Origin of the sequence: Leptolyngbya sp. GB1-A1 (genome assembly GCF_039962475.1) — a bacterium.
Classification (GTDB): Bacteria; Cyanobacteriota; Cyanobacteriia; order Elainellales; family Elainellaceae; genus Leptolyngbya_A.
The window spans coordinates 1-10,394 of the sequence record NZ_JAMPLI010000089.1; the positions used below are offsets into that span (position 1 = coordinate 1).

Here is a 10,394-nt window from a genome sequence, read left to right on the forward strand (position 1 = left end):
TCCTGCCGATAGCGAGTTAATTCCTGAGGAGAGGGATAATCCTGCTTGAGAACTTTGGCAATCACTGCACAGTTATCTTGCTCTCTGATGCCCCGATACACCAAAGAAGCTAAGCTCTCATAGATTTTGCTGTGGATAGTAATTCCAGGCAGGGTAATCATTGAATGCTCCCCGATGAAGGACTGTCATCCGTTTTCCAAAGTATATCGCTTGCCAAACTCCAGGATATAAAGCTCCTTGTATAGGTCTTTATATCCTGACTTGTAATTGCTCAACTCAGTAGCCAGTCAGACTGGTGTGAGGCAAGGGCATGGGGAATAGCCTGGAAGGCAGAGATACTCTGACGGCGAGCCGTATTCACCAACGACCACACCTAGGCGAACAACTCCGCACCCCAATCGGAGCAAAAGCCATGGGTGACCTTGCGAAAAACCACGCTCCAGCGCATTGCCTGTTCACTGGAATGATTGGTCGGCGGCACCGTCTCATTGTTGAGGAACAGCAGCAGGCGCTTCTCAATAGCCGAGTAGTGCCTGAAAAATTGCTGTCCCTTAGGGGACTAGGGCTTCAGATTCAAGATCTCCCGCAGGCTGCCTCGGAATCGAGAGCTGTATTGCTGAAGCGTTGAGGCAGCCAGGGTCTGTCGTCGGTTCACGGCAATAGCTCGTAGTGACAGCCGCTTCATCCGGGGGCAAACAGGTCTCGCCCGCATCAAAGGTCTGGGACATCGCTACCGGATTTTGCATTCAGACATTGATGGTCGATCGGTTGTATGAATGTACTTTCGATCAAATTCGGACTCTAACTTAAGTTAGAGCCAGCCTTCTACTCTGCGATGGCATGGTTACTCTATCAATTTGCACTGTAAAGAATTTAACTTGCTGTAGGCGACAGCTTGAAGGCGACCACCTATATTGAATTTGTGCAAACAGTCATGCAAATGGATTGAGCAAGTAAATTGCACGGTTTCATGCTTGAAGGCATGAATATTCAAGGTGCAACTGGGCGAATGCTCTTTGGGCACGTGACACGAAAATCTTAACTCTGTGCTTAACTTGCGGAGCTTAAGTGATGAAATTTGGCGTTGTCTTGCAGACTTAGTTCATGGCGCGATCGCTTACGTCATCAACCCTTGAGGGTAAACAGACGTTTCACTTAAAAGCACAAGCAGAGATGTTTAGCTTTTGATTTCATTCTGCAATTCCTCATTCACCAATCACTCAAATAGGAGAATTACCTAATGTCTACATTCAAGTACAATCGTCTAGATAAGAATAATGCTGCGGTTCTACTGGTGGATCACCAAACTGGACTGTTCTCGCTTGTGTGTGATATTGGTGCCGCCGACTTCAAAAATAATGTGCTAGCGCTAGCAAGTGTAGCCGAGTTTTTCAACCTGCCTACTGTTTTGAGCACTAGCTTTGAGGACGGTCCCAATGGAGTCATCCTGCCCGAACTGAAGGAGAAGTTTCCTGATGCGCCCTTCATTCCGCGCCCCGGACAGATCAACGCTTGGGACAATGAGGAATTTGTTAAAGCCGTAGAAGCAACTGGTAAGAAGCAATTGATTATTGCCGGAATTGTCACGGATGTCTGTGTGACTTTTTGCACACTTTCAGCATTGGAGGCAGGGTATGACGTTTTTGTTGTCACCGATGCCTCTGGCACCTTCAATGAAACCTGTCGCGATGCAGCTTGGGATCGGATGTCTCGTGCTGGCGCTCAGTTGGTCAATTGGTATAGCGTTGTGGGTGAATTGCACCGTGATTGGCGTAACGATATTGAAGGGCTAGGTAATCTCCTTGCAGGGTTTAGTCCTGACTACAAAAACCTAATGACGAGCTATGCAGCAACATCAAATGCTGGCTCTGCCAATCGCGAACGCCTCATGACTCGTGTGTAACTAAGTGAATGCTGTCATTGCTCAGTGATCCAGTTCATTTGCGGCATTGCAGCAGCACTGGATGATTTCGTGCATAGAATAGGGGCGATCGCCAGCGGTTGCTCATTCGTCTCCGCTACATTCTTCATTCACAATCTGAGATTTATCCTATGACCCACATTCTCCATTTAGATGCGAGTCCGCGTGGCGATCGCTCCATCTCTCGCACGCTCTCTAAAGAGTTCATTAACCAGTGGAAAACCACTCATCCCAACGACACCATCACCTACCGTGATATTGGGCATTACCCTGTTCCTTTTGTGAGCGAAGACTGGATCGCGGCTGCATTTACTCCATCCGATCAACATACACCTGAGTTAGCCGCTGCAATTCAAATGTCCAACGAATTGATCGACGAGTTTTTATCAGCCGATCGCTACGTTTTCAGTATCCCCATGTATAACTTCAGCATTCCTGCCAACTTCAAAGCTTATCTTGACCAGATTGTGCGAGCGGGACGTACATTCTCCGTTGATGAAGCAGGTTACAAGGGGCTGGTTCACAACAAGAAGATGACGATCATTATGGCGCAGGGAGGAGCCTACCCCGAAGGTAGCCCGACTCATGCCTATGATCTACAAACACCCTACTTGCAACTCATTTTTGGGTTTATTGGTATCACGGATATTGAGTTTATCTATGCCGATAGCCTTAATCTGGGGGATGAAGCCCGTAATTTGGCGATCGCTAATGCCCAATCTGCCTTACAAGCAGCGATCGCGCATTAACTATCATCGCTTTTTGGGCAGATAAAGTTTTTGAGGTCATGTGTGATGCTAGATCCACTGGTTGTGGGTACCGATGAAGACACCTATCAGGTAACCGCCATTATTTCTCACCTCATCCGAACTGGACGTGAGCAGGGATATGAGGAGTGGTTGCACGGGATTGCGACGGCTGCTCATCAATTTCAGGGACATTTAGGGGTCAATGTAATTCGCCCCTGTAACCCCGCTCATCCTGAATATGTGGCAATCGTCAGATTTGATCATTACAACAACCTCAAAACTTGGCTGGAATCCAGTGTGCGGCAAGAATGGTTGGAGCGGTTACAACCATTGATTGAAAAGCCTGAAACCATTCAAACCCTGACAGGTCTAGAAACCTGGTTTACACTTCCCAACAAGCCTATGAAGGCTCCACCTCCGCGCTACAAGATGGCGATCGTGACATGGCTGGGAGTGTTTTTCACGATATCCATTCTCAATCGTTTGCTAGTACCGCTCCTAGCGGAGCTTCCGGTATTGCTCAGAACCTTGTTGGTTACAGGTCTAACGGTTGCCCTGCTGACCTACGTGATTATGCCGTGCCTCACTCAACTCTTTCGCAAATGGCTGTATCCCGCTTGATCAAGTACATATCTTGCACATTCACAGGAATCCTCCATGTCTTGTCAACACCTGAACGAACTGACGCTAGAGACTATGATTTCAAAAGCCAATTACCCGGTATTCCGCTGTGAGGAATGCCTGCGAGTTGGCGATCGCTGGGTACATTTAAGAATTTGTCAGACCTGCGGCAAAATGCTGTGCTGCGACTCGTCTAAAAATCAACACGCTCGCCGCCATTACGAAGAGAGCGGACACGCGGTAATCAGTTCAGCAGAATTGGGAGAACAATGGCTGTGGTGCTTTGCCGACGGACAACAGAAGAACTATTGATCACGCACCCCTTTTCTACTCGCGAGGAAACCACGATGTCAAATCAGCCTGCCCCAACGGATATTTGGCCGAGTCTACCCCTGGACGCATGGCAAGAAACCTATACCACCTTGCACATGTGGACTCAAATCATTGGCAAAATCCGATTTGCCCAAACTCCGTGGATTAATCATTCCTGGCATATTCCCCTCTATTTAACCGTTCGGGGACTGACCACTTCTACGATTCCCTATGGCAGCCGCATCTTTCAAATCGACTTTGATTTCATTGATCATGAGCTGCTGATTCAAACCAGCGAAGGGGCAAGACGAGCGATCGCACTCTACCCTCGCTCTGTTGCTGATTTTTATCAGACTGTGATGGAAACTCTGAGAGAATTAGATCTTCACATCACAATTAACACCAAACCAAATGAAGTCCCCAATCCAATTCGATTTGAGCAGGATGAAACCCATGCTGCTTATGATGCGGGCTATGCCAATCGATGCTGGCGAGTGCTGCTACAGTCCGATCGCGTCTTTCGAGAATTTCGCTCCCATTTTTCCGGCAAGGTTAGTCCGGTTCATTTTTTCTGGGGGAGTTTTGATTTAGCAGTGACGCGCTTTTCGGGGCGATCGGCTCCTGCACATCCAGGAGGGGTGCCAAACCTACCGGATGCAGTAGCGCAGGAAGCCTATTCCCAGGAAGTCAGTAGCGCAGGATTTTGGCCCGGAGCTGGATTATCATACCCAGCGTTTTATTCCTATGCGTACCCAGAACCCGATGGGTTTAAGCAGGCTGAGGTTCGTCCCGATGCTGCCTTTTACAATAAAGAGTTAGGCGAATTTATTTTGCCCTATGACGCTGTCCGCGAGGCAGAATCACCGGATCAGATGTTGTTAGAGTTCTTGCAAAGCACCTACGAAGCTGCCGCCAGGTTAGGCAACTGGAATCAAAAGGAACTTCAGCAGTTGACGTTTAAGTCGCAACTGCATTCCTAAATTGGCGTTTAACTGGCAGATCTTAAGTGGTGAAATGTAGGACAGTTTCGCAGACTGGTTTATTGGACGCTTAACCCTTGAGCGTGAAGGACAATTCCGATGAACCTACTGGCAATTACTCCAATTTTGGGAACCCGTCAGGGCATTCTGGCGCGATCGCTCCCCTGAGAATGCAGACAAACTAAGATTTCTCCTCAGCCTGGAAGGAACTCGTTGGCAATACACCAATGATGTTCAAAACTTGGTAGCCATCAGCCTCGACACCTTCCTCAATACCGGTCACTTTGCCTGGAAGAGTATCGCCCTGCCCCTCTGCTCCGACCTTTCCGGTAATAAGACCGCCGACTGTGGCACACCTCCTGCCAGCAGCCATCGCCTCCAAGCTCTTCATCATGAAGTTTGCGAGCTTCGGCTGCCATCAACAAACTGCACGCCCAGCACTCTTCATTGAGCGATCGCCCCATATACTTCTGCTCCAGAAAGCCCTCCTATTGCGCCTGAAATGCTTGTCCTTCCGGGAAACCTCGGTAATAATCAGATAGAGATAAGTGCAATTTTAGCCACTTGATTGACTCAAGCTATCCCCAAGGAGGAATGGAACAATAGCTCCATTGATTGTCAGCCCTAAACACATCATCTGTTGTGGGTGAATAGTCTTACCTGTAATCGCACATTGCTCATGTTGCTGTGCGATCGCCCTAAACGTGGCTCGAATATCTGACATGGATAACAATGGGGGATAAGAGGGCGATCGCCTATCCTCGGCTGAATACGGTCGCACCTCATCCACCCCCATCCGTTGTTCCACAAACTGCCAAAACACATCTCGAATCAGGGTTTGATAGCCCTGTTCACCAGAAATCTCCCGCAATCGCTCTTTCAGTTCAGGTTCCAGTCGGATACTCGTCACCTGCATTTCCGAAGTGCTACCCCGCTTGCGTGTATCCATAACCGAACATCCTAAATTTCAATCAAGGGTGGACAATTTAATACTACAAATGTAGTATGTAGACATTCGGATTTGTAATACAAATACTACAGCCTTCCATGATACGCATCCTTCTCACCACCTTAAGCAGCGCCCTGCAGTGCCGACCTCAACACGGTCTAGGCAGAGCAGCGGCGCTGTTTGCGTTTGAGGGGACGTATTGGTTTAGCGGCGGTAAATCCGTCAGAGAAGGCATTGATAGTAACATCGCCGGACGACTCAATTCGGATCAACTGACTAGCAGCGGGAGGTGCAGGGCGACCCTGACACCGACATAGGGAAAGCCATATTAACTTCCCCAACCCCCGCTCCTGGTGTTCAGAGGCGGGGGTTATTTTTTGAGGAGAAAACTCATGCAGACCGAGCAGCGACAGAAAATTCCAATACTTCAGAACCAGGTCGTGGTGTTTTCTAAGAACTACCTGCCCCTGGCACGAATTAACCTTAAACGGGCGATCGTGCTTCTGGTTACCGGGCAGGCGGAGACCCTGGAGTTCAGCAGCACCCAGCAATGGGAAGTCCGCTCTCCCAGCGTCGTACTACAAATCCCAGATCACATCCGGTTGATCAGTGGCAATCCAGAGCGGCATTGGAAAGTACCTCCTGTAAATCGACGGGAAGTCTTTCGTCGCGACAACCACACCTGTCAGTACTGCGGCAGCACCAAGCATTTGACGCTGGATCACGTGATTCCCCGCTCAAAAGACGGAACCCATACCTGGGACAACGTAGTGACCGCCTGCGAGAAGTGCAATTCATGCAAAGGTGATCGCCTCCTGCATGAAACCGGAATGGTACTGAGAGCCAAACCCAAAGCACCAATGCATCCAGCGATCGCCTTTGCCGAGCAGTTTTGGAAAGAACAGCAACCTGTTGACACCTGACCTCAAGCCTAAAAAGGAGGCACGATCGATGTTGAAGCTGAACTACACCGATGTTGGGCTGTACATGGAGCGGACCACGACCAACCCCGAACTGTTGATTGCCCAGCGAGTCCTCCTGGCAATGCGGTTAGGGCAAACGCTCCATGTTGAACCCGGTTGTGCCTCCTTTCTGCTGCCTGCGGATATTTCTGAACTGAAAGTGCTGGGGATGGCACTAGATCGGGAGTATGGCTCAGCAGCCACCCTCATTGCTGTAGATGAGGAGTTTGTGGAAGTTGGGCTGAGCGGAAGTTGGATTGCCGAGGACAAGGATGCTCACGAAGGGATGTTCTTGGCGGTGATGAGCAATCGCACCGAGTTCCTGATCTACAAACTGTGGCAGATGAGTGAAGCCCATATTTCCTCCCTAGCGTAACGGGGGGACCCAGTAGGAGAGGGCGATACAAGCATTTCTTTCCCGATCGCCCTCCTACTTAAGAAAAAAAGTTGTAGTACAGGGTTGACAACTTGTAGCACTTTTGTAGTATAAATGTAGTATCAACACTACAACCTCTCACAAAGGCGCTGTAGTAAACCCTCCGAACCTTGAAAATCGCATAAATGCCACCTTTGGGGGTGTAGCTTAGTCTGGCTCAAAGCAGTTGCCTGTCGAGCGAAAGATCGTGGGTTCAAATCCCATCTCCCCCGCCTTGTAGCATCGTGGACGAATAGAGAAGTCGCCGTGCCTCTCAAGCATGGAGAAGCGGGTGCAACCCCCGTCGATGCTCCCAATGAGGATGTAGCTCAGATGGACAGAGTGCTTGTTTCCGAGACAAGTGGTCACAGGTTCGATCCCTGTCATCCTCGCTCGTGGGAACGGATTGGCATCACTTGCTCCGAAACCAACAAACGGACGGTTGCAAGATTGGGGTTCAATTCCCCACGTTTCCACCAAATCTCCAGGTCGCCAAGTGGGAAGGCGTTGGTCTGCAAAACCAACTAGCGAGAGTTCGATTCTCTCCCTGGAGTTCAATTATTGCAGCGTAGCTTAATGGCAAAGCCCCAAGTTCATAACTTGGTCATTGCGGGTTCAATTCCCGCCGCTGCGACCAATGCACAGATGGTGTAACGGCAACATTGCGGTCTCCAAAACCGTTGTTCGAGGTTCAAATCCTCGTCTGTGCGTTCTACGGTGTGCCCTCATCCGAGAAGCCTACATACTGGTCACTCGCCTAAACGGCGAAGTAGGTTCGACTCCTACAGCCTCCGCTAACTTGGAGGCTGAAAAAACAGCTTCTCAAACTTGCACGCTGTAGAAATCTCAAAGTTTGGTGCCGTAGGCAAATTGGTAAAGCCGTCGATCTTTCAAGTCGATGCTTGCGGGTTCAACTCCCGTCGGCACTGCCAAATTCAACATGGGTCGGCTCGCCTATCAGCGTGGGCAACTGTCTGTAAAACAGCCGCTTCTTGCGTTGCAGGTGCGACTCCTGCCCGACCTACCAATTATGGAGAGTAAATCGATCAGGCGATCGGCGCTGTTTGCTAAATAAATGGATGAACAATTGTGGTTCGACTCCACTGCTCTCCGCTGCGTGAGGACGTGGTGTAACTGGATGAACATCTCAGATTACGAACCTGAAGAGTGGGGGTTCAAGTCCCTCCGTCCTCGCCAATCATGGAGGGTACCGCTGAATGGTCGGCAACTGGTCTTGAAAACCAGGGTAGTCCTTGGGCTAGGGGTTCGATTCCTCTGCTCTCCGCTTGTGGGAAGTTGGTGAAGCTGGTGCTCACGTGCCGCTGAAGACGGCGAGAAGGCAGTTCGATCCTGTCACTTCCCACTCATTGCCCCATAGCTCAATGGCGGAGCGGACGGCTGTTAACCGCACGGTTGCAAGTTCGACTTTTGCTGGGGCAGCCATTCATTGCCGAGTGGACGACATGGAAAGTCGCTGTGACTCTGAATCACGGAGACGCTGGTTCGACCCCAGCCTCGGCATCCAATCTTATTGGGAAGTACGCAAACAGGTAAAGCGACTTGACTTTGAATCAAGTGTTTGAGGGTTCGATTCCTTCCTTCCCAGTCGGGGGACATGAGAGGTTACTGGGTCAATTTCTCTATCCTCCTGTTTCATACTCCTGTAGCCCAACGGAAGAGGCGACTGTCTCAAAACCAGTCAATGTGCGGGTTCGACTCCCGCCAGGAGTACCAATTATGCTGCTGTAGCCCAACTGGAAGAGGTGCTGGTCTTAGAAACCAGAGGTTGTGGGTTCAACTCCCACCAGCAGTACCAACTATCGGGATGTAGCTCAGCTTGGTTGAGAGTTACCGCTTTGGAAGCGGAAGGTCGTAGGTTCAAATCCTACCATCCCGACCATTTGCCCTTGTGACGGAACTGGCAGACGTGCTGGCTTCAGAGACCAGATTTTGTGGGTTCGACTCCCACCAAGGGTACTGATGCTCCTGTGGCGGAAGGGAAGACGCTCTAGACCGAGGATCTAGATTTTGTGGGTTCGATTCCCACCGGGAGTACCAAGCACCGAAGGCGGAAGTGGTGGACGCGCACGCCCGATAAGCGTGTTATTAGCAGGTTCGACTCCTGCTCGGTGTACCAAATATTTGGGTGTGGTGCAGTGGGAGCACGTCGGTTCGGGGAACCGGAGGTCGTAGGTTCAATCCCTACCACTCAGACCATTCGGGTCGTTGGCAGAGCGGTTATGCAGCCGCCTTTTAAGCGGAATCATCCAGGTTCAACCCCTGGGCGACCCACGAACTTCAACCTTTGGTTGAGCAATAAAAAATTGGGCGTTTGGCAGAACGGTGATGCACCTCCCTCTTAAGGAGACTGACGTAGGTTCAACTCCTACAGCGCCCACCAAAGATGCCCCTGTGACGCAATTGGCAGACGTGTCTGGCTTAACCCGGATTGTTGCGAGTTCGACTCTCGCCGGGGGTATAGCGGGGATAGAGCAAGAGCAGCTCGGCAGTCTCATAAGCTGCGATCGGTGAGTGCAACTCTCACCCCCGCGTCCAAATGCAGGTGCGATGTAACAGGAAACATGAGGCTCTCGTACAGCCTTCAGGTTCAACTCCTGTCGCCAGCCCCAGAATGAGATCGTGGTGCAGTGGCAAGCACCCCTGGCTTCTAACCAGGAGAAACGAGTTCGAGTCTCGTCGATCGCTCCAATTCGCGATCGTGATGTAGCGGCGAGCATCTGAGTGCGCCACACTCAGCGCATGGGTTCGAGTCCCATCGATCGCTCTTATAGTCCTGTAGCTCAACGGGAGAGCAAGCGCCTTACAAGCGAGAGGTTGTAGGTTCGATTCCTATCAGGACTACCAATCATGGGAGTGTCGCCTAATGGATAAGGCAACCGTCTTCTAAACGGTTCCATGCAGGTTCAAATCCTGCCATTCCTGCCTTGGGGTCGTAGCTCAATGGCGGAGCAAGTTCTTTGCAAGAACGAGGTTATCGGTTCAAGTCCGATCGACTCCACTGATGGTGCCTAAAGTCGAAATGGTCGAGACACCAGCCTGTGAAGCTGGGCATTAACGGGTTTGAGTCCCGTTAGGCACCCTTAAGATGATGAAAAACTGAATAAATGGAATCAGGAATACGATCGCCTACGCAATCCGAGCAACAAACTGTACTGGACTCAGGTTGCAAATTTGATTCAATGCGCCTGTAAGTGTAAATAGCCGTGGATCATCCCGGAATCGAAATACACGGTATAGATGGTAATGATCGCTGTAATTCTGGGAGACCATTACCTCGTTCTGGGAAACGAAGAAGGGGACTTGCTTACCATAGGCAGTTGTCTTGACTTCGATGAAGCGATCGCGCCCATCGGTTGTGTCGCAAAAACAGCCGCTGGTAAGGTAGACAAGCCCCGTTATGCCTTCTCGCCCTCCGATGGCTACTGCTGCTCTGTTCAAGTGGCGGCATTTCTTGCCTGAAATTA

The 10,394-nt window shown here is 50.4% G+C and carries 11 protein-coding genes and 29 tRNA genes; 37 read left to right on the plus strand and 3 right to left on the minus strand.

The window, feature by feature from the left end; genetic code table 11:
• Positions 1-412: 412 nt before the first annotated feature.
• The 6 genes from NDI45_RS29570 to NDI45_RS29595 all read left to right on the plus strand — a co-directional run bounded on the left by NDI45_RS29570 (position 413) and on the right by NDI45_RS29595 (position 4,583).
• Positions 413-628, plus strand: coding sequence for a hypothetical protein (locus tag NDI45_RS29570; RefSeq protein ID WP_348249928.1), 216 nt, complete (start codon positions 413-415; stop codon positions 626-628).
• 612 nt (positions 629-1,240) lie between these two features.
• Complete coding sequence (ycaC, locus tag NDI45_RS29575; RefSeq protein WP_348249929.1) at positions 1,241-1,903, plus strand: isochorismate family cysteine hydrolase YcaC; 663 nt, start codon at positions 1,241-1,243, stop codon at positions 1,901-1,903.
• A gap of 149 nt (positions 1,904-2,052) precedes the next feature.
• Positions 2,053-2,670 (plus strand): FMN-dependent NADH-azoreductase, encoded by a 618-nt coding sequence (locus NDI45_RS29580; protein WP_348249930.1) that lies wholly within the window; start codon positions 2,053-2,055, stop codon positions 2,668-2,670.
• Positions 2,671-2,712: 42 nt separating this feature from the next.
• On the plus strand, positions 2,713-3,291 hold the full coding sequence (locus NDI45_RS29585; RefSeq protein WP_348249931.1) for an antibiotic biosynthesis monooxygenase: 579 nt from the start codon (positions 2,713-2,715) through the stop codon (positions 3,289-3,291).
• A 36-nt stretch (positions 3,292-3,327) separates the two neighbouring features.
• Positions 3,328-3,603, plus strand: coding sequence for a UBP-type zinc finger domain-containing protein (locus NDI45_RS29590; protein ID WP_348249932.1), 276 nt, complete (start codon positions 3,328-3,330; stop codon positions 3,601-3,603).
• 35 nt (positions 3,604-3,638) lie between these two features.
• Complete coding sequence (locus NDI45_RS29595; RefSeq protein WP_348249933.1) at positions 3,639-4,583, plus strand: DUF5996 family protein; 945 nt, start codon at positions 3,639-3,641, stop codon at positions 4,581-4,583.
• Between the two features lie 181 nt (positions 4,584-4,764).
• Here NDI45_RS29595 and NDI45_RS29600 read toward each other — a convergent pair whose 3' ends face one another.
• Together NDI45_RS29600 and NDI45_RS29605 are read right to left on the minus strand one after the other, a co-directional pair.
• On the minus strand, positions 4,765-4,977 hold the full coding sequence (locus NDI45_RS29600) for a hypothetical protein (protein WP_190791264.1): 213 nt from the start codon (positions 4,975-4,977) through the stop codon (positions 4,765-4,767).
• A gap of 162 nt (positions 4,978-5,139) precedes the next feature.
• Positions 5,140-5,532, minus strand: coding sequence for a hypothetical protein (locus tag NDI45_RS29605; protein WP_348249934.1), 393 nt, complete (start codon positions 5,530-5,532; stop codon positions 5,140-5,142).
• A 392-nt stretch (positions 5,533-5,924) separates the two neighbouring features.
• On the opposite strand from NDI45_RS29605, the gene NDI45_RS29610 reads away from it, so the two are divergent.
• From NDI45_RS29610 to NDI45_RS29760, 31 genes are all read left to right on the plus strand, one after another.
• Positions 5,925-6,455: an HNH endonuclease gene (locus NDI45_RS29610; RefSeq protein ID WP_348249935.1), complete on the plus strand. Its 531-nt coding sequence runs from the start codon at positions 5,925-5,927 to the stop codon at positions 6,453-6,455.
• A 28-nt stretch (positions 6,456-6,483) separates the two neighbouring features.
• Positions 6,484-6,870: an alr0857 family protein gene (locus NDI45_RS29615; RefSeq protein WP_348249936.1), complete on the plus strand. Its 387-nt coding sequence runs from the start codon at positions 6,484-6,486 to the stop codon at positions 6,868-6,870.
• A gap of 196 nt (positions 6,871-7,066) precedes the next feature.
• Positions 7,067-7,142: transfer RNA gene (locus NDI45_RS29620), tRNA-Asp, on the plus strand.
• 6 nt (positions 7,143-7,148) lie between these two features.
• Positions 7,149-7,225 (plus strand) — tRNA-Glu (locus tag NDI45_RS29625).
• A gap of 2 nt (positions 7,226-7,227) precedes the next feature.
• Positions 7,228-7,301 (plus strand) — tRNA-Arg (locus NDI45_RS29630).
• Between the two features lie 90 nt (positions 7,302-7,391).
• Positions 7,392-7,463, plus strand: a tRNA-Cys gene (locus tag NDI45_RS29635).
• A gap of 8 nt (positions 7,464-7,471) precedes the next feature.
• Positions 7,472-7,546: transfer RNA gene (locus NDI45_RS29640), tRNA-Ile, on the plus strand.
• A gap of 2 nt (positions 7,547-7,548) precedes the next feature.
• Positions 7,549-7,619, plus strand: a tRNA-Trp gene (locus tag NDI45_RS29645).
• Between the two features lie 145 nt (positions 7,620-7,764).
• Positions 7,765-7,841, plus strand: a tRNA-Glu gene (locus tag NDI45_RS29650).
• Between the two features lie 10 nt (positions 7,842-7,851).
• A tRNA-Tyr gene (locus NDI45_RS29655) sits at positions 7,852-7,936 on the plus strand.
• Positions 7,937-8,028: 92 nt separating this feature from the next.
• Positions 8,029-8,106: transfer RNA gene (locus NDI45_RS29660), tRNA-Arg, on the plus strand.
• A 5-nt stretch (positions 8,107-8,111) separates the two neighbouring features.
• Positions 8,112-8,194, plus strand: a tRNA-OTHER gene (locus NDI45_RS29665).
• Between the two features lie 5 nt (positions 8,195-8,199).
• A tRNA-Phe gene (locus tag NDI45_RS29670) sits at positions 8,200-8,272 on the plus strand.
• Between the two features lie 5 nt (positions 8,273-8,277).
• A tRNA-Asn gene (locus NDI45_RS29675) sits at positions 8,278-8,352 on the plus strand.
• Between the two features lie 5 nt (positions 8,353-8,357).
• Positions 8,358-8,434 (plus strand) — tRNA-Gln (locus NDI45_RS29680).
• Between the two features lie 7 nt (positions 8,435-8,441).
• Positions 8,442-8,515, plus strand: a tRNA-Gln gene (locus NDI45_RS29685).
• Between the two features lie 51 nt (positions 8,516-8,566).
• Positions 8,567-8,643, plus strand: a tRNA-Leu gene (locus NDI45_RS29690).
• Between the two features lie 5 nt (positions 8,644-8,648).
• Positions 8,649-8,725 (plus strand) — tRNA-Leu (locus NDI45_RS29695).
• A gap of 5 nt (positions 8,726-8,730) precedes the next feature.
• A tRNA-Pro gene (locus NDI45_RS29700) sits at positions 8,731-8,809 on the plus strand.
• Positions 8,810-8,812: 3 nt separating this feature from the next.
• Positions 8,813-8,886, plus strand: a tRNA-Leu gene (locus tag NDI45_RS29705).
• Between the two features lie 5 nt (positions 8,887-8,891).
• Positions 8,892-8,967, plus strand: a tRNA-Leu gene (locus NDI45_RS29710).
• Position 8,968: 1 nt separating this feature from the next.
• Positions 8,969-9,046, plus strand: a tRNA-Ile gene (locus NDI45_RS29715).
• A gap of 5 nt (positions 9,047-9,051) precedes the next feature.
• Positions 9,052-9,126: transfer RNA gene (locus tag NDI45_RS29720), tRNA-Pro, on the plus strand.
• Positions 9,127-9,129: 3 nt separating this feature from the next.
• Positions 9,130-9,201, plus strand: a tRNA-Lys gene (locus NDI45_RS29725).
• Between the two features lie 34 nt (positions 9,202-9,235).
• Positions 9,236-9,310: transfer RNA gene (locus NDI45_RS29730), tRNA-Lys, on the plus strand.
• A gap of 5 nt (positions 9,311-9,315) precedes the next feature.
• Positions 9,316-9,388: transfer RNA gene (locus NDI45_RS29735), tRNA-Val, on the plus strand.
• A gap of 2 nt (positions 9,389-9,390) precedes the next feature.
• Positions 9,391-9,461 (plus strand) — tRNA-Met (locus tag NDI45_RS29740).
• A 238-nt stretch (positions 9,462-9,699) separates the two neighbouring features.
• A tRNA-Val gene (locus NDI45_RS29745) sits at positions 9,700-9,774 on the plus strand.
• A 5-nt stretch (positions 9,775-9,779) separates the two neighbouring features.
• A tRNA-Arg gene (locus NDI45_RS29750) sits at positions 9,780-9,852 on the plus strand.
• Between the two features lie 4 nt (positions 9,853-9,856).
• A tRNA-Ala gene (locus NDI45_RS29755) sits at positions 9,857-9,928 on the plus strand.
• A gap of 6 nt (positions 9,929-9,934) precedes the next feature.
• Positions 9,935-10,009, plus strand: a tRNA-His gene (locus NDI45_RS29760).
• A 47-nt stretch (positions 10,010-10,056) separates the two neighbouring features.
• Here the strand turns inward: NDI45_RS29760 and NDI45_RS29765 are convergent.
• The coding region (locus NDI45_RS29765) for a DUF3883 domain-containing protein (RefSeq protein ID WP_348249937.1) at positions 10,057-10,394 on the minus strand (338 nt) is incomplete at its 5' end.

What these genes read in the sequence shown, in the direction of transcription:
- NDI45_RS29570 (WP_348249928.1), top strand. Translation starts at nt 413, where the DNA reads ATGGGTGACCTTGCGAAAAACCACGCTCCAGCGCATTGCCTGTTCACT.
- ycaC (WP_348249929.1), top strand. Translation starts at nt 1,241, where the DNA reads ATGTCTACATTCAAGTACAATCGTCTAGATAAGAATAATGCTGCGGTT.
- NDI45_RS29580 (WP_348249930.1), top strand. Translation starts at nt 2,053, where the DNA reads ATGACCCACATTCTCCATTTAGATGCGAGTCCGCGTGGCGATCGCTCC.
- NDI45_RS29590 (WP_348249932.1), top strand. Translation starts at nt 3,328, where the DNA reads ATGTCTTGTCAACACCTGAACGAACTGACGCTAGAGACTATGATTTCA.
- NDI45_RS29595 (WP_348249933.1), top strand. Translation starts at nt 3,639, where the DNA reads ATGTCAAATCAGCCTGCCCCAACGGATATTTGGCCGAGTCTACCCCTG.
- NDI45_RS29600 (WP_190791264.1), bottom strand. Translation starts at nt 4,977, where the DNA reads ATGATGAAGAGCTTGGAGGCGATGGCTGCTGGCAGGAGGTGTGCCACA.
- NDI45_RS29605 (WP_348249934.1), bottom strand. Translation starts at nt 5,532, where the DNA reads ATGGATACACGCAAGCGGGGTAGCACTTCGGAAATGCAGGTGACGAGT.
- NDI45_RS29610 (WP_348249935.1), top strand. Translation starts at nt 5,925, where the DNA reads ATGCAGACCGAGCAGCGACAGAAAATTCCAATACTTCAGAACCAGGTC.
- NDI45_RS29615 (WP_348249936.1), top strand. Translation starts at nt 6,484, where the DNA reads ATGTTGAAGCTGAACTACACCGATGTTGGGCTGTACATGGAGCGGACC.